At 46.9% G+C, this 23,929-nt stretch carries 19 protein-coding genes; 18 read left to right on the forward strand and 1 reads right to left on the reverse strand.

Features of this window, described 5'->3' with window-relative positions; all coding sequences use genetic code 11:
- Positions 1–9 precede the first annotated feature (9 nt).
- Positions 10–1,074 carry an LCP family protein gene (locus ACQ4MX_RS24680; RefSeq protein ID WP_431087825.1) on the forward strand — a complete coding sequence of 355 codons (1,065 nt, stop codon included), beginning with the start codon at positions 10–12 and terminating at the stop codon, positions 1,072–1,074.
- Positions 1,075–1,454: 380 nt separating this feature from the next.
- Positions 1,455–2,786, forward strand: a complete 1,332-nt coding sequence (locus tag ACQ4MX_RS24685) for a PhoH family protein (protein ID WP_134913475.1) — start codon at positions 1,455–1,457, stop codon at positions 2,784–2,786.
- A gap of 142 nt (positions 2,787–2,928) precedes the next feature.
- Here the strand turns inward: ACQ4MX_RS24685 and ACQ4MX_RS24690 are convergent, their stop codons facing one another.
- The gene (locus tag ACQ4MX_RS24690; RefSeq protein WP_134913476.1) at positions 2,929–4,017 is read right to left on the reverse strand and encodes a hypothetical protein; all 1,089 of its coding nucleotides are present in this window, start codon (positions 4,015–4,017) and stop codon (positions 2,929–2,931) included.
- A 297-nt stretch (positions 4,018–4,314) separates the two neighbouring features.
- Between ACQ4MX_RS24690 and ACQ4MX_RS24695 the strand changes: the two genes are divergently transcribed.
- The 16 genes from ACQ4MX_RS24695 to ACQ4MX_RS24770 all read left to right on the forward strand — a co-directional run bounded on the left by ACQ4MX_RS24695 (position 4,315) and on the right by ACQ4MX_RS24770 (position 23,920).
- Positions 4,315–4,965 carry an RsfA family transcriptional regulator gene (locus tag ACQ4MX_RS24695; protein ID WP_431087826.1) on the forward strand — a complete coding sequence of 217 codons (651 nt, stop codon included), beginning with the start codon at positions 4,315–4,317 and terminating at the stop codon, positions 4,963–4,965.
- A 126-nt stretch (positions 4,966–5,091) separates the two neighbouring features.
- Entirely contained in the window at positions 5,092–6,051 is a 960-nt protein-coding gene (locus ACQ4MX_RS24700) for a ketopantoate reductase family protein (RefSeq protein WP_431087827.1), read from the forward strand.
- A gap of 4 nt (positions 6,052–6,055) precedes the next feature.
- Positions 6,056–6,445 carry a DUF3397 domain-containing protein gene (locus tag ACQ4MX_RS24705; protein WP_134913479.1) on the forward strand — a complete coding sequence of 130 codons (390 nt, stop codon included), beginning with the start codon at positions 6,056–6,058 and terminating at the stop codon, positions 6,443–6,445.
- Between the two features lie 153 nt (positions 6,446–6,598).
- Positions 6,599–8,305 carry a peptide ABC transporter substrate-binding protein gene (locus ACQ4MX_RS24710; RefSeq protein WP_431087828.1) on the forward strand — a complete coding sequence of 569 codons (1,707 nt, stop codon included), beginning with the start codon at positions 6,599–6,601 and terminating at the stop codon, positions 8,303–8,305.
- Positions 8,306–8,502: 197 nt separating this feature from the next.
- Positions 8,503–9,435: an ABC transporter permease gene (locus tag ACQ4MX_RS24715; protein ID WP_025685745.1), complete on the forward strand. Its 933-nt coding sequence runs from the start codon at positions 8,503–8,505 to the stop codon at positions 9,433–9,435.
- A gap of 4 nt (positions 9,436–9,439) precedes the next feature.
- Entirely contained in the window at positions 9,440–10,390 is a 951-nt protein-coding gene (locus tag ACQ4MX_RS24720; protein WP_149093314.1) for an ABC transporter permease, read from the forward strand.
- A gap of 11 nt (positions 10,391–10,401) precedes the next feature.
- Positions 10,402–11,346: an ABC transporter ATP-binding protein gene (locus ACQ4MX_RS24725; protein WP_044648186.1), complete on the forward strand. Its 945-nt coding sequence runs from the start codon at positions 10,402–10,404 to the stop codon at positions 11,344–11,346.
- A 122-nt stretch (positions 11,347–11,468) separates the two neighbouring features.
- The gene (gene bshC, locus ACQ4MX_RS24730) at positions 11,469–13,100 is read left to right on the forward strand and encodes a bacillithiol biosynthesis cysteine-adding enzyme BshC (protein ID WP_431087829.1); all 1,632 of its coding nucleotides are present in this window, start codon (positions 11,469–11,471) and stop codon (positions 13,098–13,100) included.
- A gap of 44 nt (positions 13,101–13,144) precedes the next feature.
- Complete coding sequence (locus tag ACQ4MX_RS24735) at positions 13,145–14,410, forward strand: adenosylhomocysteinase (RefSeq protein WP_431087830.1); 1,266 nt, start codon at positions 13,145–13,147, stop codon at positions 14,408–14,410.
- A gap of 335 nt (positions 14,411–14,745) precedes the next feature.
- Positions 14,746–15,183 carry a division/cell wall cluster transcriptional repressor MraZ gene (mraZ, locus tag ACQ4MX_RS24740; RefSeq protein ID WP_007431201.1) on the forward strand — a complete coding sequence of 146 codons (438 nt, stop codon included), beginning with the start codon at positions 14,746–14,748 and terminating at the stop codon, positions 15,181–15,183.
- 17 nt (positions 15,184–15,200) lie between these two features.
- Positions 15,201–16,151, forward strand: coding sequence for a 16S rRNA (cytosine(1402)-N(4))-methyltransferase RsmH (rsmH, locus tag ACQ4MX_RS24745; protein WP_431087831.1), 951 nt, complete (start codon positions 15,201–15,203; stop codon positions 16,149–16,151).
- Positions 16,152–16,175: 24 nt separating this feature from the next.
- Positions 16,176–16,556, forward strand: a complete 381-nt coding sequence (locus tag ACQ4MX_RS24750) for a hypothetical protein (protein WP_025685739.1) — start codon at positions 16,176–16,178, stop codon at positions 16,554–16,556.
- A 62-nt stretch (positions 16,557–16,618) separates the two neighbouring features.
- Positions 16,619–18,973 carry a penicillin-binding transpeptidase domain-containing protein gene (locus ACQ4MX_RS24755; protein WP_431087832.1) on the forward strand — a complete coding sequence of 785 codons (2,355 nt, stop codon included), beginning with the start codon at positions 16,619–16,621 and terminating at the stop codon, positions 18,971–18,973.
- An 83-nt stretch (positions 18,974–19,056) separates the two neighbouring features.
- The gene (locus ACQ4MX_RS24760) at positions 19,057–20,973 is read left to right on the forward strand and encodes a stage V sporulation protein D (protein ID WP_431087833.1); all 1,917 of its coding nucleotides are present in this window, start codon (positions 19,057–19,059) and stop codon (positions 20,971–20,973) included.
- Positions 20,974–21,029: 56 nt separating this feature from the next.
- Entirely contained in the window at positions 21,030–22,517 is a 1,488-nt protein-coding gene (locus ACQ4MX_RS24765; protein ID WP_431087834.1) for a UDP-N-acetylmuramoyl-L-alanyl-D-glutamate--2,6-diaminopimelate ligase, read from the forward strand.
- Complete coding sequence (locus ACQ4MX_RS24770; protein WP_431091406.1) at positions 22,517–23,920, forward strand: UDP-N-acetylmuramoyl-tripeptide--D-alanyl-D-alanine ligase; 1,404 nt, start codon at positions 22,517–22,519, stop codon at positions 23,918–23,920. Before ACQ4MX_RS24765 ends, ACQ4MX_RS24770 begins: the two co-directional genes overlap by 1 nt.
- The last annotated feature ends 9 nt before the right edge of the window (positions 23,921–23,929 follow it).

The following is a 23,929-nucleotide window of genomic DNA, read 5'->3' on the forward strand; positions in this document are numbered from 1 at the left end:
TGTTGAAGCATGAGTAATCTTTCTAACGGATTGCCTCCCCGGACACAAAGCGGGAAAAAATCCGCCAAACCGAAAAAAACGAAAAAGAAAAAAAGCTTTTTCAGATCGTTTATGAAGTTTGTTCTGTTTCTGCTCATTATAGGTATCTTGGCGGCTGGCGGTTACACCTACTATCTATACAATCAGGTAGAGGATGTTTTGGATACGGGGATCAATAAAGAGGTGCCAAAAACACAGTTGGCCGAGGCCAAGCCTTTGACCATTTTGTTGCTTGGAACGGATTACCGCCCTGATCATCCAACTTATTTGTCGGACGTTATTATGGTAGCTACCCTGAATCCGAATACCAAGTCATCTACAATCGTGTCGTTGCCGAGGGATACGCGGCTGGAACTGGATGGATATAAACCTCGTAAGCTGAATGAGTACTATCCGGTGTTCAAGGCCAGAGAGAAAGAGTCTGGTGAAGTCGCTGAAGAGCAAATGAAGAAGATGATCGGCAAATATTTGAACATTGACATCAATTATGTGACGGTTATTAACTTCCAGGGCTTCAGAGATGTTGTGGATAATTTGGGTGGCGTAGATGTTACGGTCGACAAAAATATGTGTTACCGTGACAGTGCAGATGGTACTAACATTAACTTGAAGGCAGGAGCACAACATTTGGACGGTGATCAGGCCCTTGATTTTGTTCGTTACCGTAAATCAAACTGTCGCCCGAGAACAGCTGAATCTGATGATTTTGACCGCAACCGTCGACAAAATCAGGTGCTTCATTCCTTGATTGACCAAATGCAGTCCTTTAGTGCTCTAAGCAAATTTAGTGCAATTATTAAATCCGTTGATAAGAATATGATGACGGATATTGAGTCTCAGCAAATGAAAAATCTCGTACAGACCTATTGGAATATTTCCAAGCAAAATGTGAATTACAAACCGGTAGCGGGAACGTGGCGCAGTCCTTATGTCTATATTGATGAGCAGCAGCTTGATCTGGCCAAACAAGCACTGCAAGAGGAATTATCCAAAAAGGCGAGTGACAATAATACTGTCTCTTCTTCCAATTCTTGAGTTTGTATCTTACTTCCCTCTTATGTTATACTCGCAGCGAGTAAAAGCTCTTATATGGCATAAGGGGGTTGAGGTATGTCTGAATGTGTAGTACGCCAAGTATATGGTTTTGACATTCATACCCGTTTGCTGTCAAATATCGTTTGCTTTTTTGGTAATGAAATGAATGGAATAAGTAAGGTCCAGTGAGTAATCACTGGGCCTTTTGTGTCTGATCCCAAGGTGTACAGGCTCTAACGGCTCTAATTACCTACCAACTTTTCGTTGTTTAACGCTGTCTCTGGGGTCTTTTTTCAGGGAATCAGCAAGTATTGGGTACCCGGTGAATAGGTATAGGTATGAAACACGAGATTGTCCACGCCGCTTTGGAGGGGATCTAAATGAAGAAAATTTTTGTGCTGGATACGAATGTGCTACTGCATGATCCGAAAGCCATCTTTACCTTCAAAGAACATGAAGTGGTTATTCCAGCTGTTGTTCTGGAAGAAATCGACTCCAAAAAACGCAACGCGGATGAGATTGGACGGAATGCACGCAACGTATCGCGATTGCTGGACGGATTGAGGGAAGTAGGGCATCTGCACAGTGGTGTTCCGCTTCCGCAAGGTGGGAGGCTCAAGGTTGAATTAAATCACCGGAGCTTTTTGAAAGTTCAGGAGATGTTCGGGGAGGTTTCGAACGATAACCGAATTTTGGCGGTCGCCTTGAATTATCAGTTGGAGGAGCAGGAGCTACCTGAACCGCGTTCGGTCGTGCTGGTCAGTAAAGATGTGCTGGTGAGAATCAAGGCAGATGTGTTAGGACTGCTGACCGAAGACTATTTATCCGACAGAACCGGTGATCTGAGTGAGCTATATCCCGGGTACTCGGCAATTCAGGTGCATCCGTCCATCATAGATGAGTTTTATTCCAATCGTTTTTTACCTATCAAACCACTGGAGCTGTCTTATACGCTATATCCTCATGAATTCGTTATTCTAAAGGATGAAATGGGAACTGGAAAATCGGCTTTGCTGAAAGTGAATCAGGAGGCAGATCGATTGGAGCCTCTGTATTTAAGCAATGAATCGGTGTGGGGGATCAGTGCGCGTAATGCCCAACAACGGATGGCGCTGGAGCTTTTGCTTAATGATGATATCCCGTTGGTGACGATTACCGGAAAAGCAGGTACAGGCAAAACGTTGCTGGCGCTCGCGGCGGGTCTGCTCAAAGTAGAGGATGAACATCGCTTCAAGAAGCTGCTCATTGCCCGTCCTGTCGTCCCTATGGGCAAGGATATCGGTTATTTACCAGGAGAAAAAGAAGAAAAGCTTCGCCCGTGGATGCAACCGATCTACGACAATCTGGAATATTTGTTTGATGCCAAAAAATCAGGCGATATCGATAAAATTTTGATGGGCTTGGGCAGCATTCAGGTGGAGGCGCTCACTTATATTCGCGGGCGTTCAATACCTGGACAATTTATTATTGTTGATGAGGCACAAAATTTGTCCCGACATGAGATCAAAACAATCGTATCTCGTGTAGGTGAGGGGAGTAAAATTATTTTGATGGGAGACCCGGAGCAAATTGACCACCCTTACCTGGATGCCGCCAGTAACGGGCTGACATATGTAGTAGAACGCTTCAAGCAGGAAGGGATTAGCGGACATATTATGCTGGAAAAAGGAGAGCGCTCCAAACTGGCGCAGTTGGCAGCAGATTTGCTGTAGCAGCTCATATCACTATTCACTATCGAAATTTTTATATACTGCACAGCATTTTGTCGCAAATAAGAAGACCTCGGGAACATCCCGGGGTCTCTTATTTTTGTCCATGTATTATTTATGATAGCTATACAAGGGTGAAAAAGGCTTAATTCAGGCTCAGTTCTAGCTTAACCTCAAGTACCCCCGCTATGGTGCGTACCTCTGTGGCCTTGACATAAGAAATGAGCTGCTGCGGATAGAAGCCCAGATCAAAATCCTTTTCCAGCTTGTTACGGGTCGTATCTGGCAGCTCCAGTCCGTTAAAGACGAGCCGGTCCACATGGAACAAAATCGCATTTTGCGGTTCTTTCTCAACCGTATAGTGTCCCTCTACCCTCAATTTCATGGTCCCCTGTTGACCTTCTACAACAATACGATCCTGCCCGAAGGAAAAGTTGAAGTGATTAAATAATTCATTTTCCGATTTCAGAAAACGATTAAAATCTTCCTCACGTATGCTTATCGTAATGACTTTGCCGTTTGTAATCATGGCTCCTTGCTGTTGTTGAATAAATTGAGGCAAATCCTGCATCGCTTGAGCCAGTGCTTTAAAATGCTTATTCACCTCGTAGACGCCTACATTCTCCCAATAGGCTGTCATTTCGCTGATTAGCTTGCGTAGCGTATCCGGGTCATTGCTGTTGTTAACACCGGCATTTACACGCTCCTGAAGCAAAACAATGCGCTTACGTTGTTCCAACAAGTTTGTTTTGACCGTTTCCAAATCCGATGAGGCCCGTGTGACCTGTTCTTCCGTTTTTCGCATATTCCGATAATTGGACTCGTATTCCTGGAGCACATCCTGATCGTGGCTAATCAGCAACAAGTAGTAATCGTACAGGGAGAGAAGCTGTTTAAGATTTTTAGCTCCCAGCACTACACTGAGCAGCTTGTCCCTTTCGCCCATATAATAGGAGCGCAGCACAGAACTCGCACGTTTCCTTTGCCTGATCATCTGCTCCTGCTGAGTGGCGAGATTGCTCCGCAGTTCCTGCTGACGTTGTAAAAGTATCTGTTGTTCCTGACTGATCCGCTCAATTTCATGATCAATCTCGACGATTGACAGACTATCTTGCAAAATCCGGTTTGCCTCTTCTGAAGGAGCGGCCAGAACAGGACGTACAGGCATGGTGGTTAGTATCAAAATGATCGTTAGCAGAGTACAACTTATCATTTTTAGAGTGGATCTGTTCATTGGTTTTCCCCTTTTATGTATTCCCGCAAAAAGTCTAACAGTAATATATATGTTCCTTTCTTATTCTTTAACCATTGATTTATTGTACAGCACCCAGAGGATGCTTGAAACCCGAAACTATATTTGTCCACGTATGAGTTCTTATAGAAATGGAAATACAATTTAGTATCAAATAGATTCTATGAACTCTACGAGAGGCATAGAAATGAATAAACAGCTTTTATACCCTATTCAAATACCGGTAAGACCGGTTCATGAAGACGGTTATTTCAGGATGTTGTTAGGAGGGCTAGAGGCATGACTGCAATAAGACAAGATGCATGGAGTGCGGAAGATGATTTGATATTGGCGGAGGTGACATTGCGTCATATCCGAGAAGGCGGAACACAGCTAGCCGCATTTGAAGAGGTTGGGCAAAAAATAGGAAGAACCTCCGCAGCATGTGGCTTCCGCTGGAACAGTTGCGTGCGCAAGCGTTATGATGAAGCCATCAGTATTGCTAAAGCGCAGCGTCAAAAACGCAGTTATATTCGCAAGCAGAGTCCGGTTGGTGTATCTCAGGTGGCGGCTTTTGCCACGCTTGATATGGCTGAAGGGGTATACAGAGCGGATGGAACGAGTGAGGATACGTTGTCCATCGACGCTGTGATCCGCTTTTTGCGTCAATGGAAGGGATCTGTACAGGAAACCAATCGACAGATTAAAATGCTGGAAAAAGATTTACGTGAAAAGGAAGAGGAATTAAATCAACTTCGCTCTATTAATGACCGGCTGTCCAAAGAGGTTAACGAGGTGCAAACCGACTATCGTGTTGTAAATGATGATTACAAAGCCCTGATTCAGATTATGGACCGGGCTCGTCGCTTGGCTTTAATCACCGAGGATGAGGAAGAGATTAAATCCAGATTCAAAATGGACGCCAATGGGAATCTGGAGCGCATTGAGTAGCAAAATTACAGCAGCATATGTTAAATAAAACGTCAACTCGCGCTTTGCCGTAGTTGGCGTTTTTTGTATTTCTCTAGAGTGCATATGATATAGTAGAAAAAAAGATGGAAGCGAGACGATACATAGGTGATTGATATTATTGGAGCAGGTTCGCTCGGATTGTTGTTTGCCGGGAGGCTGGCAGCCTCAGGCACGAAAGTAAGGTTATGGACACGAACGCTTGAGCAGGCACGTATCATTGCATGTGAGGGGATTACTGTGCTTGAAAAAGAGGGACAGGTTGCTGTTCAAGTGATCGGAGACACATTGAAGGTAGCGCCGTTGGCAGATTGGCAACGCTTGAATTCACAGGTTCCGCCACGATGGATTTTGATAATGACCAAACAGGGGGCGATTGAGGAAGTATTGGAGCAGATTAAACCTGCGGAAAATATCGAAAATGATATCGGAATTATTTGCTTACAGAACGGTATCGGACATATAGAACGAATCAGACAAGTCTGTCCTGAAGCTACGGTATACCCTGCGGTAACGACCGAAGGAGCCAAGAGAATGGGAGTAGCATCCGTCGTACATGCCGGGATGGGGGCTACGGAAATTGGCTGTCCGGATGAACTGGAAGAAGTACAGGCAGGGAGTTTCAAACAATGTGTGTTAAATCGGCTGCTTGCAGCAGGATTTGACGTTTGCTTGTCGAAAGAAATCGAGAACGGTATATACCGCAAGTTGCTGATTAACGCCGTGATTAATCCACTGACAGCAATATGGCGAATCTCCAATGGAGAGTTGCTTTCCGATCCGGGTCGTATACAAATGATGCGCAAGCTATACGAAGAGGGCATTCAAGTGTACGAAGCCAATGGTATTCGGTGGGACAGTGTATGGTGGGATCAGATTATGAAGGTTTGCCAGGCAACGGCAGAGAATCATTCGTCTATGCTGGCCGATGTACTTGCACATTCCATGACGGAGGTTGCTTCCATTAACGGACAGCTGGTGCAGATGGGAGAGCAAGCGGGGGTTACTGCACCAACCCATGCGGTATTATGGCAATTAATTGAGGGCATGCGGCTAAAAGAGGGGTGATCAGTTGAGTCTCATACAAGGTACCATCATCACATTTAGTATTCTTCCCTTTTTTCCGTTTCTGATCGTGTTTGCGGTTTGCCGCTACCTGCTTAAAATGGAAAAAAAGAAGTCGCTGCTTATATCTATGGACATTACCACGGCTTTTCTGATACTATCCGTCGCGGCGCTCTTTAACGTCATTTTTGCATCACGATTCGGTTTTTATTTGATATTATTGTTGCTTCTTTTGGCGCTGGGTTTAATTGGAGGAGCCCAAAATCGAATAAAGGGTAAGGTTGATGGCAAAAGATTATGTAGAGCAGTCTGGAGATTGACTTTTATAGCAATGACATTGGCGTATATTTTATTAACTATTGTTGGCATATTTAAAAATATATTCAATAACATGTGATATAACATCACATGAAAACCCGAAAAAATATGAATTAATCATGTTTTTTTGAAAAAAAAGCTCAATTTAAAGAAATGTGATGTAGATTTTTTTGACCGCTGGTTGTATAATCTATAAACATATACCACTTTAGAACTAGGGGGAAAACGCTAGATGAAAAGGAAAAGCTTTTTAGTCCTTTTGACACTCATTCTTGCAGTTGGCGCACTGTTAGCAGGTTGTGGCTCCAGCAGCAAGAACGAAAACAATGGCAAGGGCGCGCAAGAAAATACCTCAACTACACCGGCTTCGGCAGACAAACAGATTTTGCGCATTAATTTGCTCTCCGAGCCGCCAACATTCGACCCGGCACAAGCTCAGGACAGCCAAACTAACACGGTTCTGAAAACATTGTATGAAGGTCTTGTACGCATGGGCCCTGATGGCAAAGAAATTCCTGGCGTAGCTGAATCCTGGAAAATTTCCGATGACGGCAAAACCTATACGTTCAAGCTTCGTGATACTGCAAAATGGAGTAATGGCGACCCGGTCAAAGCAAGTGACTTCGTATTTGCTTGGCAACGGGTATTGGATCCTTCCACGGCTCCAGCACCTCCATATGCTTACCAATTGTACTATATTAAAAATGCTGAGGGCTACAACCTGAGCACTTCCAAATCATTTAAAGGCACAAAAATTACAGACTTCAAAGATGTAGGTGTCAAAGCAGTTGATGACCATACATTGCAAGTAGAGCTGGATCACCCAACTCCTTACTTCCTGGGCTTGACTTCTTTCTATACCTTCTACCCTGTAAACCCTTCTGTTAAGGGCAATGACAAGTGGGCGGTACAGAAAGACAAGATGATCACCAATGGACCTTACACTTTAACAACTTGGGACAGCGGTCAAAAGATCGAAGTGACCAAGAGTGAAAACTATTGGGGTAAAGACCAAATCAAGCTGAACAAAATCACGATGTCTCTTGTAAACAGCGGTGCAACTGAGCTGGCTTCTTACAGAAGTGGACAACTTGATTATGCAGGTTTGCCAAACGGTGAAATTCCTACCGACCAAATTCCGGCTGTAAAAAAAGAATTGCCTAACGAATTCGCGGCTAAAGGGATTGCTAGTACGTATTACTACCTGTTTAATGTAACTGAAAAACCATTTAACAATGTTAAAATCCGTAAAGCGTTTGCGATGGCTATTCAACGCCAACCAATCGTTGAAAGAGTAACATTAGGCGGTCAAATTCCTGCATACGGTTTTGTACCTCCAGGTATCAAAGGAGTTTCTCAGGAATTCCGTACTGAGCATAAAGATGATTACTTCAAAGAAGACTTCACTGAAGCGAAAAAATTGCTTCAAGAAGGTATGAAAGAAGAAGGTGTAACTTCACTTCCTCCGGTAACCTTGCTGTATAACTCCAGTGAAAGTCACCAAAAGGTTGCTCTGGCAGTCGCTGATATGTGGAAGAAAAACCTTGGTGTGGACATCAAAACCCAAAACCAAGAGTGGGGCGTATTTATTCAAACACGTAACAAGCTGAATTTCCAAATCGCTCGTGGTGGTTGGTCTGCCGACTACAATGATCCAATGACATTCCTGGATATGTGGACAACAGGCAACACTAATAATAATTCTGGCTACGCTAATCCTGCATACGATGCTTTGATTCAAGCAGCTAAGACAGAAACCGATCCAGCAAAACGCATGGAAGATTTCGCAAAAGCAGAGAAAATTCTGGTTCAAGACGATATGGTTATGCTTCCGATCTACTACTATTCAAATGTTTCTTTAACGAAACCGAATGTAAAAGACATCGCGCTTGACTTTAGTGGAGCGATTGATTTCACAAGAGCGTATATTACACAGTAACTGAAGCTCAATTCTGAAGTTTGATAGTTACTTCGGGATATATATGTGGATACAACCATATATATCCCGTTTTTTTGTGTGTCATGGTCTTTTCCATTATCATGTAACCATGCAAATAAGTAGGTTGGACATTCCAATTCTATTTCGATAAAATCGAATGGTGTCGAAAAAAAATTTATGGGGGGTGTAAACGGGCAATGACGCGTTATTTGATCAGTAAATTTTTCTATATGCTGCTTTCTTTGTTCATTCTGATCTCTGCGACGTTTTTTCTCATGAAAGCAATTCCGGGTAACCCCTTCATGAGTGAAAAAGCGACTTCTCCTGAGATTCAAGCCCGGTTAATGGAGCAATATGGGCTGGATAAGCCTGTATATGTCCAATATTTTAAATACTTAGGTGATATTGCTTCAGGTGATTTTGGTATTTCTATGAAAAAGCTGAATCAAAGTGTGACTGACATTATCGGACAAACTTTTTCGGTATCACTTAAATTGGGCTTTGTCGCCATAATTGTGTCGATTATTGTCGGACTCTTGCTAGGTATGCTCGCAGCTTTGTACCATCGTAGGCTTATTGACAACGTAGCAATGATTTTAGCGATTATGGGGATTGCAGTTCCCAGCTTTGTTCTAGCATCGTTGATTCAGTTCTACTTTGCTCAGGAGCTAGGCTGGTTTAATGTTATGGGCTTTGATGGTCCAATGGATTACGTCCTGCCTGTTGTCGCTTTATCCGCTTCGCCAATTGCGTTTATCGCTCGACTAACGCGTTCCAGCATGCTGGAAGTACTTCATGCGGATTATATCAAGACTGCCAAAGCCAAAGGTTTGAAACCTGTTACTGTAATGTTCAAACACGTTGTACGGAACGCCATTTTGCCGGTTGTTACCTATGTGGGGCCGATGACGGCAAATATTATTACCGGTTCTGTCGTTATTGAACGTATTTTCGGGATTGGTGGTATCGGTAAAGTGTTCGTAGACAGTATTACGACCCGTGACTATACCATGATCATGGGAGTAACTATTTTTTACGGCATTTTGCTGATGGTGGCACGTTTTATTACTGATATTGCATACGGTTTTATTGATCCACGGATTAAGCTGACCGGCGGGAAGGAGGGATAACTTTATGTCTGTGAAAGACAATGCTGTGAATTTGGAGAAACTTCAGGTAAAACCGGAAGACTTTCAGAAAATCGGAGCGGATGAGAGGCAGTCTGAAGTTATTCAGCGCGAAAGCTTGTCCGCTTGGCGTGATGCTTGGGAGCGACTTCGTAAAAATAAGCTCGCTATGACGAGCTTGAGTGTGTTGATTCTCATCGTACTCGCTTCTATTATAGGTCCGGAAATTTCGAATTATGATGACCGCACGAATGATTTGTTGAGCACCAATCTTCCGCCTTCCGCGGAACACTGGTTCGGAACAGATGATTTGGGCCGTGATATGTTTGTACGTACATGGATGGGTGCCCGAATTTCCTTGATTATCGGTTTGGCCGCAGCAATGATTGACTTGCTGATTGGTGTAATTTATGGTGGAATTATGGGTTACTTTGGTGGCCGTGTAGATGAAATCATGAATAAATTCTCTGAAATTCTGTATTCCATTCCTTATCTGCTTGTTACGATCCTGTTGCTGGTTGTACTGGAGCCAAGTATCACAACGATTATTATTGCGCTCTGTGTGACCGGGTGGATTAACATGTCGTGGATTGTGCGTGGTGAAATGCTACAGCTGAAAAATCGGGAATTTGTGCTTGCTTCCCGCTCGATGGGAGCTGGTGCAGGTCGTCTGCTGTTCCGTCACCTGTTGCCTAACGCTGTGGGCCCGATTATCGTCACATTGACTTTGACGGTTCCAAGTGCTATTTTTTCCGAGGCTTTTCTGAGCTTCTTGGGATTAGGGGTACAGGCTCCTCAAGCGTCGCTGGGTTCAATGATTGAATCAGCTCTGACAGGATGGATGTACTATCCTTGGCGTATGCTTTTCCCGGCAGGTTTGATCAGTTTGATTATGCTTGCGTTCAACCTTTTTGGTGATGGATTGCGTGATGCGCTTGATCCGAAGCTGAAGAAATAGGAGGTGAGATCATGGTGAGTAGCAACAATTTAATTGAGGTTGAAGGTCTTAAAAAGTATTTTAATGTTGGCAAAAACCGTGTGCTCAAAGCGGTGGACAACCTGAATTTTTATATTCGCGAAGGCGAAACACTAGGTATGGTTGGTGAATCAGGTTGTGGTAAATCTACAGCGGGCCGTACCATTCTTCGCTTATATGAGCCTACAGCAGGTAGCGTGCGCTTTAACGGTACGGATATCTACAAATTATCATCAGGTAAAATGAAAGCCATGCGCCGTGATATGCAGATGATCTTCCAAGATCCGTATGCATCCTTGAACCCGCGTTTTACGGTTTCTGATATTATTGGTGAGGCACTGGATATTCATAACATGGCAGGCAGCCGTGCTGAGCGCAAAAAACGGATCGAAGAGTTACTGGATCTGGTAGGTTTGAACCCGGATCATGCAACCCGCTATCCGCATGAATTTTCCGGTGGTCAGCGTCAACGTATCGGTATTGCCCGCGCGCTGGCAGTTAACCCTAAATTCATCATTTGTGATGAGCCGATCTCAGCTCTTGACGTGTCTATTCAGGCTCAGGTGGTCAATCTGTTAAAAGAGCTTCAAGAGCGTCTTGGTCTGACATACCTGTTTATTGCGCATGATCTCTCGATGGTCAAGCATATCAGTGACCGGGTAGCCGTAATGTATATGGGTAAAATGGTTGAGCTTGCAGAAAGCGCTGAGTTGTATGCAAACCCGATCCACCCTTATACGAAAATGCTTCTGTCGGCGATTCCGATTCCCGATCCGGAAGTTGAAGCCAACAAAAAACGGATTATTATGCCCGGCGATCAAGCCGGCCCCATTCATACAAATGATGCATCCGGCAATAAGTCAGGAGCTTATAACCTGGAAAATGCCAAGCTGATCGAAGTGTCCAAAGGACATTTTGTAGCTGAGCCTTACGCCTGATGTTGTTTTATGCACCAACCGCCGAGTATGCTCGGCGGTTTTTTTGTGAGAAGCTTTGACGCGGACAAGGGCTTTCGGTACAATCAAGCAGTAAGGTTTTGGTGGAGACAGGAGGCAGACCCATGAGAATAATTCCGGCAGAGCTTCGCGGAGGGGCGGCTTTGGCAGAAGATTACATACAGGGTACAGGACGCGCACGCGATTTGTATGAATATGATGTTCTGCATGCCGATGCTTATGCCCAACGAGCGAAGCGACTGGATGAGACGGAGCATCTGCGATTAAACCGTAAGGATGTCGTAGCATGTCTCCGCATATACAATGAGCAATACAACGCACACGAGGCGGTTTATGCTTCATTGGATCGGCTGGAGCAACCAGACGCTCTGGTGGTAGCTGGCGGGCAGCAAAGCGGACTGTTCACAGGTCCGATGCTGGTCGTTTACAAAGCTGCTACGATTATTAAGGCGGCCAGGGAAGCGGAAGAACGGCTGGAGCGTCCCGTTATTCCCGTTTTCTGGATTGCGGGTGAGGATCATGACTGGGATGAAGTCAATCATACCTATGTAATGGCGAATGATCCGCAAGCAGTCAAAATCAAGCTCAATAAGCAGCCGGAACGTCGTTCTTCGGTTAGTGCCATTAAGGTCGATGCCGCAGAGTGGAAGCAAGCCATGGCTGATATAGAGCAAAGCTTGCCCGACTCAGAGCATAAGGCTGATATTTTGCGCATGATTGAGCATGGTTTCGATGACTCATACGGACTAAGTGAAAGCTTCGCCAAACTGCTGGGACTTCTTTTCGGCGCCTACGGATTAGTGCTGCTGGATTCTGCTGATCCTTTGTTGCGCAAGCTGGAGGCATCCGTTTTCCGTCGGTTGGTTCAGCACAATGATGAACTGGAGCAAGCTTACCGGGCGACTGCTGCACGGATTGTAGATTACGGCTATCATTTGCAAGCAGATGTCCATGAAGGCGGCGCGAATCTCTTTTATATCCATGAAGAAGAACGCTTGCTGCTGTTCAAGCAAAACGGGCTGTTCACGGATCGCCGCGGTCAGGTGGCATTTACAGTCGAAGAACTACTCGAAGAGACAGACAGGCACCCGGAACTTTTTAGTAATAATGTCCTAACCCGTCCTCTTATGCAGGACTCACTATTCCCGGTGCTGGCCTCTGTGCTGGGACTAGGAGAAATTGCCTACTGGGCGATTACACGGGATGCCTTCGGCGTGCTGGGGATGCAGATGCCACTACTGCTGCCACGGATGTCCTTTACGTTGGTAGAGCCAGGTGTGGAAAAGCATATGTTGAAGTATGAATTGAGCTTTGGCGAAGTTAGAGACGGGCTTGAGGAACGGAAAAAGCAATGGATTGTCACTCACGATCAGCTTGGAATGCAGGAGCAGTTTGCCGGGGCCAAGGAAGCTTTTGTCCGTATATACGAACCGCTGATACAGCATTCAGGCTTGATTGAAAAAGGTTTACTCCGGCTGGGAGAGACCAATCGCGAGAAGATTCTGGAACAGATTTCCTATCTGGAAGCAAAAGTTCAGGAAGCACTGTTCCGGCAAAATGAATCAGCGCTTCGTCAATGGGATCGTATCGAGTGGTCACTTTTTCCGTTCGGACAGCCGCAGGAACGGGTGTATACGATTTATCATTTTCTAAACCGTTACGGTCTTGGCCTGATCGATATGATTATGGATGTACCTACCGATCTGACGGGTACGCATCGTGTCATTTATGTATGATTTAGCATGCTAACAGCAACAACCAATATGAAGGAGGAATAAATATGACTTCGCATTCTTTGCAAAACAGCATCGTTCACGATATTAATCTGGCACCTGAGGGCCATCTGAAAATTGATTGGGTGGAAGCCCATATGCCGGTATTGAACCGTATACGTCAACAGTTCGAGCAGGAGCAGCCTTTTAAGGGTCTGAAGGTAACCATTTGTCTGCATCTGGAGGCCAAAACGGCCTATCTGGCTAAAGTAGTACAGGCGGGCGGGGCTGAGGTCACGATTACGGGTAGTAATCCATTGTCCACACAGGATGATGTTTGTGCAGCATTGGTTGAAGATGGAGTTACGGTATTGGCTAAATACAATCCGGACCCGGCTGAGTTTAAAAGCCTGCAAATTAAGGCGCTGGAAACGAAGCCGGACCTTATTATTGATGACGGAGGCGACCTGGTTACTCTGTTGCAATCCGAACGACCTGATCTGATTTCTACCATCCGTGGTGGAGCTGAGGAAACGACAACCGGAATTATCCGCTTGAAGGCGCTCGAAAAAGAGGGTCAACTCCACTTCCCGATGGTGGCCGTTAACGATGCTTACTGCAAATATTTGTTCGACAATCGTTATGGTACTGGGCAGTCAGCATTCGACGGTATTATTCGCACAACCAACCTGGTTGTGGCAGGCAGCACAGTCGTCGTGGTTGGTTATGGCTGGTGTGGTAAAGGGGTTGCGATGCGTGCGAAAGGGCTGGGAGCCAACGTGGTCGTAACCGAAGTTGATCCAATCAAGGCAGTAGAAGCGCATATGGATGGTTTCCATGTGTTGCCAATGGTGGAAGCAGCCAAGCTGGGTGACTTTTTCATTACGGTGACTGGGAACAAAGCCGTAATTACCGGAGAGCACTTTGATGTCATGAAGGACGGGGCTGTGCTGTGTAATGCGGGGCATTTTGATGTGGAGGTTAGTAAGCCTGAGCTTGCCAAACGTTCCGAATCCATTCGGACGGTGCGTCGCAACATTGAGGAGTACCGCTTCAAGGATGGACGTAAAATGTATTTGCTGGCAGAAGGACGCCTCGTGAATTTGGCTGCGGCGGATGGTCATCCTGCGGAAATTATGGATACCACGTTTGCACTTCAGGCGCTTGGCTTGAAATATGTGAACGATCGTTATAATGAGCTGGGCAAATCCGTAATTAATGTACCTTATGAAATTGATGAGCAGGTAGCCCGCTTCAAGCTCGATAGCCTGGGAATCAAGATTGATTCTTTAACAGAAGACCAAAAGGTCTATCTGGATAGCTGGAATGCATAACTTGAGCATTGCCGGTCACGTTGGCCGGGTTCAAAGGTTTTAACGTGTAACACAGGTGTTTGTATAGGTTGGTATGATGAATGAGACTAAGCCCTTTATTTTCATGTTGTTTCGAAACCTGATGCATATTGTCGGGAGTTCGTCTTCATGGAAAAAGGGGCTTTTTGGCGTGTTACGATACGTGGCAACAATAACTGACATCACCGTACGGATTTGTTGTTTATTACTTTTTGGAAATGTAAAGAAGGTCTTTGATTTTTTAAAGCGAATCTATTATGCTTAGGTGGTGGAAAGTGGGCCAAAGTGGGAGAATGGGGTAAGGGGTGACGAAACCAATGTTTATGGGGGAGTTCCAACATAGCATTGATGAGAAGGGTCGGCTTACTGTTCCGGCCAAGTTTCGTGAACTTCTCGGTGCCTCGTTCGTAGTTACCCGCGGGCTGGACCAATGCCTCTTCGTGTATCCCATGGATGAGTGGGCTGTCATGGAGAAAAAACTTAAAGCACTGCCTTTGATGAAGGCCGATGCGCGGGCGTTTACCCGGTTTTTTTTCTCGGGCGCGACTGAATGCGAATTGGACAAACAGGGCAGGGTAAATTTACCGGGGAATTTGTGCGAATACGCCAAGCTTACCAAAGAGTGCGTCGTATTGGGAGTGTCCACCCGGGTAGAGATTTGGAGCAAGCACACTTGGGAGCAATATTTCAGCCAATCAGAAGAAGCATTTAACGACATTGCTGAGAAATTGGTTGATTTCAACTTTGAATTGTAATTTAGGAGGTCAGCCGTTTGTTTCACCACATTACCGTACTCAAGGAAGAAGCAACACAGGCACTAAACATCAGGCAGGACGGGATCTATGTGGACTGCACGTTGGGAGGGGCAGGACACAGTTCCGTCATTGCGTCACAGCTTGGCCCTGAGGGAAGGCTGATTGCCTTTGATCAGGATGACTGGGCATTGAACAATGCGCGCGAGAAGCTGTCGGCCTACGAAGGAAAGATTTCATTGGTGAAATCCAACTTTCGCCACCTGCAGGACAGGCTGGCTGAACTGGGATTGCCCGAAAAAGACGGCGTCCCGCAGGTCCAGGGTATTTTGTTCGATCTGGGTGTGTCCTCGCCCCAGTTCGATGAGGGGGAACGGGGATTCAGCTACAATCATGATGCGCCGCTTGATATGCGGATGGATCAGAGTAGCTCGCTGACGGCTTACGAGATTGTCAATGAATGGTCTGAAGCAGAGATTGCGCGTATTTTGTTTCACTACGGAGAAGAGAAGTTTTCACGCCGGATCGCGAAGATTATGGTTGAACGTCGAAAAAACAAGCCTATTCACACAACAGGGGAACTTGTCGATATTATCAAAGAAGGAATTCCGGCTGCGGCACGCAGAACCGGGGGACATCCGGCCAAACGCAGCTTTCAGGCTTTGCGAATCGCTGTGAATGATGAGTTGGGTGCACTGGAAGATACTTTGCATCAGGCAGTAAAATGTCTGGCTCCAGGGGGCAGAATTTCGGTTATTACGTTCCATTCTCTGGAGGATCGGATATGCAAGCATATTTTCAAGGAGTATTTGGCGAAAAGCATCTATCCATCTGATTTGCCTATTTTGGAGGACAAAATGATAGGGGATCTGAAGCTGGTGAATCGTAAGCCGATTGTGGCGTCAGAGCAGGAATTGGAGCTTAATCCACGGTCCCGGTCAGCCAAGCTGAGAGTTGCCGAAAAATTGTAAATTTAATGGAGAAGGAGAGGCGACATGGCTTATACACGCGGTAATTTGGCTGTAAAAGAAAGAGCCCGTCAGGAACAGGTCCAGCAACAACGGTATCGTGAAACCACTAAAGTCGTTACACGCCGTAGAGAGCTACCGATTCGGGAAAAGCTGCTGTATCTTTTGACACTTGTAACGTGCATTGTCATTGCTGGTATGCTGATTGGCAGATACGCGCACATTTATCAAATCAATTATTCGATTAATACAGCGAGCAAGGACATTTCCAAATTACAGACCAATATCGCCCAACTGAAGATTCAGAAGGAACGGCTGGAAAATCAGATTGTACCTACGGCAAAGGAACAGGGATATATCGAGCCGACGAGAGAGCCCATTCGTGTGGAAAAGCAGGCTGCCAATTAGTTAGTTAGGGCATAGCATTAAGCTATGCTCTGACGTACATTTTTTTGCAGAGAGGTTGAGCTATGGTCAAAAGAATAAAGCTTCGCACACTGCTGATAGGGGGATGTATTACCCTCTTTTTTCTTGTCCTGCTATTTAAGGTATTTTGGATTCAGGTCGTGAGCGGGGAATACTGGCATAATCAGGTAGTTACTCAGGTGGAAAAAGACCAGGTGATCCAACCCAAGCGCGGAACGATTACGGATCGTAAAGGAAATGTACTGGCTACAGATGCCCCTGCCTATACAGTAGTGGTCAATCCGAGCATCATCCAGGAATATGATCTGGAAAACGAGGTCGTAGCCAAACTGCATCAGCTGCTCAAAACACCTGAGGACGAACTGAGAAAGCATCTCTCGGCCAAGGACAAAGGCGGTAACTATTTAAAAAACCGTGAGATTCGTAACGGAGGCTGGAAGGTAGACCCTGAGGTCAAGGCACAGGTGGATACGTTCAAAGAATATTTAAAGGACAAGTACAAAGTGATTGGAGCTGTGGACACGGTTCAGGAATCCAAACGCTATTATCCGGAAAATAAGCTGGCTTCTCATGTTCTTGGCTATTACCGGAAAGACGGTACAGCAGGCATGGGATTGGAAGCCTATTATAATAAAGAACTCTCGGGCACGGCCGGAAAGCTTCTTTATCAGCGGGATCTAAAGGGAGTTCCTCTTCAGGGATCGGAGAGCAATTATGAACCAGCACAAAATGGTAAGAATTTAAAGCTGACGATTGATGACACGATTCAGTATTATATAGAAGACGCTATGCAGGAAGCCATTGCAACATACAACCCGAAAACGATGACGGTTGTAGCGGCAGATCCCAAAACGATGGACGTTCTCGGTATGGCGAGTTATCCTAATTTTAATCCCAATACATACGGGAGCACATCTTCAATGGATTTTTTCCGCAATAATGCAACTCAGTCCATTTATGAGCCAGGCTCCACGTTTAAGATTGTAACCTTGGCTGCGGCAGTTCAGGAAAAGGTATTCAACCCAAATGAAACCTATCAGTCTGGTATGATCCGAGTTGGGGGATGGGATATTCGTGACGTGAGTCGAAATTGGGGAACGTTAACCTATCTTCAAGGGGTTAAGCGTTCAAGTAACGTCGGTTTCGTTCATCTGGGGCTGGATAAGCTGGGCGGCGAAAGGTTGAAGAAATATATTAACAACTTCGGATTTGGTGTGAAAACAGGGATTGATCTTCCGAGTGAGTCTAGCGGAGCCATTACGTTCCACACCCAATACAAATCCGAAGTCGCAACGGCTGCATATGGACACGGACGTGTTCAGGTAACGCCGATCCAGCAGGTAGCGGCTATCTCGGCCATTGCTAACGGCGGTAAGCTGATGCAGCCTCATCTGGTGAAGGAAATTACGAACCCGGATACAGGGGAAGTGCAGACGATTCAGCCAAAGGAAGTCCGCCAGGTGATTTCGCAGGAATCGGCCCTACAGACCAGCAGCTATCTGGAGCAGGTCGTGTCTGACCAAGAAATTGGAACCGGGCGTCTTGCTTATATTGATGGATACCGTGTTGCTGGTAAAACAGGTACGGCGACGAAAGTCGTGGGGAAAGTGTACGACCACTCGAAGGATGTCGTGTCCTTTATCGGCTTTGCACCCGTGAATGATCCGAAAATAGCTGTTCTGGTTGTAATGGACGAGCCTAACAAATCGGTAGGCGGCGGTACGGCAGCAGCCCCTGTGTTCAAGAAAATCGTATCCCAGTCGCTGCAATACATGGGGGTTCCCAAAACGGGAGCCAAAGCGAATAATAAATCAGATAGTGCTGCTGTGAAAACGGTGAATTTACCGACGGTGCCACAATTAACTGGTCAGGTGAAGAAGGATGCGCAAAACGCATTGCTCAAACAGGGGATTGCCTATGAAACGGTCGGCAAAGGCTCCAAAATTGTCCGTCAGTACCCGGAGGCAGGCGTTAAAATGAAGCCGGGACAACGTATTTATTTGCTGACCGAGGATAGTGCCAACATGACTATTCCCGACTTTACAGGCGTCTCGTTGCGTGACACGCTGCAAGTGTTGACGCTCATGAAGGTGGGCGTTCAGGTAACCGGTGAAGGGTATGTTGTCTCGCAAAAGGCGCAAATGGTAAGTGGCAAGCGGGTCGTTAGTGTGATACTCCAGCCAGCCAAAGAAACCGTAACCGGAGTAAAGCCGGAGGAAATACCCGACTCGACTACCGGCGTAGCAACTAACCAAACAGGCAGTACAGCAAAAACGAATACTGATGCAAAAACCGATACCACTGCGAGTGCAAGCTCAAACGGGGATACTTCCAAGGGTGGGGTCTCCGCTGTAGCCGATGAAAAAAGCGCGGCTGCGATTAAAGGCCAGGATAACTGATAGCTTGTTCTAACGTCTGTTTTTTTGAATATTCATGAGGTAAGACATGTCATGAGTATTTGGAGGAACGGAGGGGAGTGCGTTTGAAGAAATCTAACGTGACCATGCGGCGCAGGCTGGTATGGGGGCTGCTGGGATTGTTTGTACTGTTTACAGCCTTGTCAGTCCGGCTCGCCTATGTTCAATTGGGTAAAGGGGGCGAGCTCTCGGCCAAGGCTGAGGAATCGTGGCGCCGAAATATACCTTTTGCCGCCAAACGCGGCGAAATTTTGGATCGGCAAGGTACGGCGCTGACCTATAATGTCACTTCGCCGACAGTCATGGCGATACCGGTGCAGATCAAGGAGCCGGAAGAAGCGGCGCGCAGGCTGGCGCCCTTGCTAGATATGAGCGAGGATAAAGTGCTCAAACTGATTACCAAACGAACAGCAAGCCAAAAACTTCAGCCCGGCGGACGAAAAATTACGATGGAGAAAGCGCAGCAAATTCGTGATTTGAAGCTGCCGGGTATCGTTGTTGCTGAAGACAACAAACGCTATTATCCTTATGGTGATTTGGCAGCTCATATTCTCGGGTTTACGGGAATTGACAATCAGGGGTTGACGGGTGTAGAGAAAAAGAATAATAGCAAGCTTCGCGGTATTGACGGAAGCATTGCCTATCTATCCGATGCAGGCGGTCGTCTGATGCCCGGCTCTTCTGAGAAGTATGTTGAACCCAAGGATGGTCTGAACTTGCAACTGACCATTGATAAGTCTGTACAGTCTATCATGGAGCGGGAGCTTGACCAGGCCATGGTCAAATTCCAGGCTAATTCCGCGTTGGCCATCGCAATGAACCCCAAAAATGGGGAAATCTTGGGTATGGCTGGGCGACCAGGCTATGAGCCTGCGCTATACAAACAATATGCACCTGAAATTTACAATAGAAATCTGCCGATTTGGATGACATACGAGCCAGGCTCCACTTTTAAGATTATTACTTTGGCTGCTGCATTGGAGGAGAAGAAGGTCGATCTCAAAAACGATCGCTTTTTCGACCCGGGGTACATTGAAGTTGGCGGGGCCCGCCTGCGCTGTTGGAAAAAAGGCGGCCACGGTAGCCAGACTTTCCTTCAAGTCGTGGAAAATTCCTGTAATCCAGGCTTTGTGACGCTGGGTCAGCGTCTGGGCAAGGAATCGCTTTTCAAGTATATTCGCAATTTCGGGTTTGGCAGTAAAACGGGCATTGACATGATTGGTGAAGCAAATGGTATCTTATTTAAGTTACCCCAGGTAGGACCGGTAGAGCTGGCGACAACCGCTTTTGGCCAAGGGGTATCTGTGACTCCGATTCAGCAGGTGACGGCCGTGTCTGCTGCGATCAACGGCGGCAATCTGTATAAACCGCACATTACCAAAGGCTGGATTCGCCCAGAGACAGGGAAGGTGCTGGAAAAAGTAGAGCCTGAACTGGTGCGCAGAGTCATTTCAGAGGATACCTCCCGACAGGTGAGGGAAGCGCTGGAGAGCGTCGTAGCCAAAGGTACAGGCCGTCCCGCTTTTATTGAGGGTTACCGGGTGGGTGGCAAAACAGGTACAGCGCAAAAGGTGATCAACGGACGTTACTCTTCCTCGGAGCATATTGTATCCTTTATCGGTTTTGCCCCGGCGGATGATCCGCAAATTGTCGTCTATACCGCTGTGGATAACCCGAAGGGCATTCAATTCGGCGGGGTGGTCGCTGCGCCAATCGTGCAAAATATTTTGCGGGATTCGCTGCTTGCTCTGAAAATACCACCTCGCACCAATCAGATTGCCAAGGAATACAAGTACGGGGAAAACCGAATTGATACGGTGCCGGATTTGGTAGGTGCTACTGTGGCTGATTTATACGAAGATATGAATATGAACTTTATGCTCGTAAAATCCGGGTCAGGCAAGACGGTGGTCAGTCAGGCACCAAAGCCAGGCTCCCGGCTGGAGCGGGGATCAACAATCCGTATATATATGGGGGATTGATAGGTTCTTTTTATACCCATACTAAGATTAACGAGAGAGCAATGGAGGAATGAAAGATGCAGCTTCAACAATTGGCTTCACTGCTGGCCGCCTCCCGCATTGTGGGGGACGGTACAGTGGACTGCCGAGGAATCGGGGCGGACTCACGCCGGGTACAGCAGGGAGATTTATTTTTGTGTCTACCCGGTTTTACAGTTGACGGACACGATTATGCACAGCAGGCAGTTGCGTCCGGAGCGGCGGCTTTGGTTGTGGAACGGGAATTGAATGTACCTGTACCACAACTTATAGTCAAGGATGCCCGGTACGCAATGGCGGTTTTGGCTGATTATATGTTTGATTCACCGAGCCGCCGTATGCGCATGATTGGCATAACCGGAACCAATGGCAAAACAACTATAACTTATCTAATTGAAAAAATCTTGAACGATGCCGGAATGAACACTGGACTGATCGGAACGATTCAAATGCGTTACGGTGGTCAGTCCTACCCTATGTCCGGTACCACACCCGAGGCGGTAGAGCTGCAACGCTATCTTGGAAATATGGCGGAGCAAGGGGTCCAATGCTGTGCGATGGAGGTATCTTCACACGCACTGGAGCAAGGGCGCGTGAAAGGAACTGATTTTCGCACCGCTATTTTTACGAACCTGACGCAGGATCATCTGGACTACCATAACACGATGGAGGAGTACCGTGCGGCCAAAGGATTGTTGTTTTCTCGCTTGGGAAATGCCTTTTCGCGGGATGCGTCGGACAGTAAATATGCTGTTCTGAATGCGGATGACCCGGCCTCCTCCTATTTTCAGGCTATCACTGCGGCCCAAGTGATTACATACGGCGTGGAAAAGGAGTCGGATGTGCAGGCATCCCATATCGCTGTAGGTGCCAAGGGCACATCCTTCCATGTCTCTACTTTTAAAGGAGATACCGATATTGAGTTGCGCATGGTGGGCAAGTTCAATGTGTATAACGCTTTGGCAGCCGTTACAGCCGCTTTATTGGAAGGAGTGTCTCTGCCTGATATCAAGCACAGCTTGGAGTCCATAGCAGGCGTAGACGGACGGGTAGAGCCTGTAGACGCAGGTCAGCCATTTGCAGTTATCGTGGACTATGCCCATACACCGGATGGACTGGAGAATGTGCTCCGCACCGTTAAGGAGTTTGCAGTTGGTAAAGTATGGTGTGTATTCGGGTGCGGCGGGGATCGGGATCGTACGAAACGTCCTTTGATGGGAAAAATTGCTGCTCAATACAGTGATCATGCTTTTATTACCTCGGATAATCCGCGGACAGAGGACCCGGAAGCTATTTTGAAAGACATTGAGCAAGGGCTGATTGATGAAGGTATACCCGCAGAACGCTACGAGCTGATCGTAGATCGTAGAGCTGCTATTCATAAAGCTGTTGAAATGGCAAGCCCTGACGATGTAGTATTGATTGCGGGAAAAGGTCATGAGACCTACCAGTTGATCGGAAAAACGGTGCATGAATTCGATGACCGCATCGTAGCCAAAGAAGCGATAAGGGGTTTATCCAAGTGATGAAAAGAACAATCGGTCAAATCACCTCCATGAGCGGGGGAACGCTTCACATAGAGGCGGACGCCGAACGAATGGTTGAGGGCGTTTTTACAGATTCACGCAAGCCGCAGGCTCAGGGGCTGTTCGTTCCACTCGCGGGTGAACGGTTTGACGGACATGATTATGTGCAGCAGATCGTGAGTGGAGAAGGAGCGGCTGCTTTTTTATGGCAAAAGGATCACGGTACACCCCCGGCAGGGAATGCGATTGAAGTAGAGGATACCTTGGTGGCCCTCCAGCGTCTTGCGGCCGCATATTTGCGGGAGACGGGTGTACCTGTCGTAGGGATTACCGGAAGCAATGGCAAAACGACGACAAAAGACATCGTCAACGCTCTGTTGGGTACGACCTTTAAAGTACACAAAACCGAAGGGAATTATAACAACCACATCGGTCTGCCTTTAACGGTGCTATCCATGCCGCAGGATACGGACATCCTGATTTTGGAAATGGGAATGAGTGGACGCGGGGAGATCCGCCTGCTGACTGATATTGCCCAGCCTGATGTAGCGGTCATTACGAACATTGGCGAAGCGCATTTGCTCCAGCTCGGTTCACGTGCGGAAATTGCACGTGCAAAGCTGGAAATCGTCAGCGGTCTCAAACCCGGCGGCTTGCTGATTTACAATGGAGATGAACCGCTATTGCCGCAAGTGCTCGCGGAGCCCGAAACGGTTAAGCCTGACGGTTTGAAGCTGTTCACGTTCGGTATGTCTGCGGATAACGATGATTATCCAACTGGAATAACTACGGATGGAGAAGGCAGTTTGTTCACGACGGCCCAATCCGACAAGGATGCTTTCCGGCTTCCGTTGCTTGGTCAGCACAATGTTGTGAACGGTTTGGCAGCACTGGCGGTAGCGCGTCATTTTGGGGTGGATGCAGACCATGTGCGCGAAGGGCTGTCGGCTTTGAAGTTGACAGGCATGCGCATTGAGGTCGTGAGCTGCACCAATGGGCTTACCGTGCTGAACGATGCTTATAACGCCAGTCCGGCTTCAATGAAAGCTGCAATTCAGACGTTATCCGGTTACGAAACGAAGGGACGTAAAATCGCCGTGCTGGGTGATATGCTAGAGCTGGGTCCCGAGGAAAAGCAATTCCACGAGGAAATTGGGCTTTTTGCAGCGAAACATGACGTAGACGTGCTGTTCACCTACGGTGTGTTGGGCACGTCCATTGCGCATGGGGCGCAAGCGTCCATGCCGTCTGATGACGTACATGCTTATGAAGATAAGCAAAAGCTGATCCAAGACCTGCAAGCTTACCTCCGTGCCGATGATATCGTGCTGGTAAAGGCATCCCGAGGGATGCGACTGGAAGAAATTGTGGATGCGCTGAAAAACGGTCCACTACAGAACTGATGTAGACGA

It is taken from the genome of Paenibacillus sp. 8b26, from assembly GCF_050626875.1.
Classification (GTDB): Bacteria; Bacillota; Bacilli; order Paenibacillales; family Paenibacillaceae; genus Paenibacillus.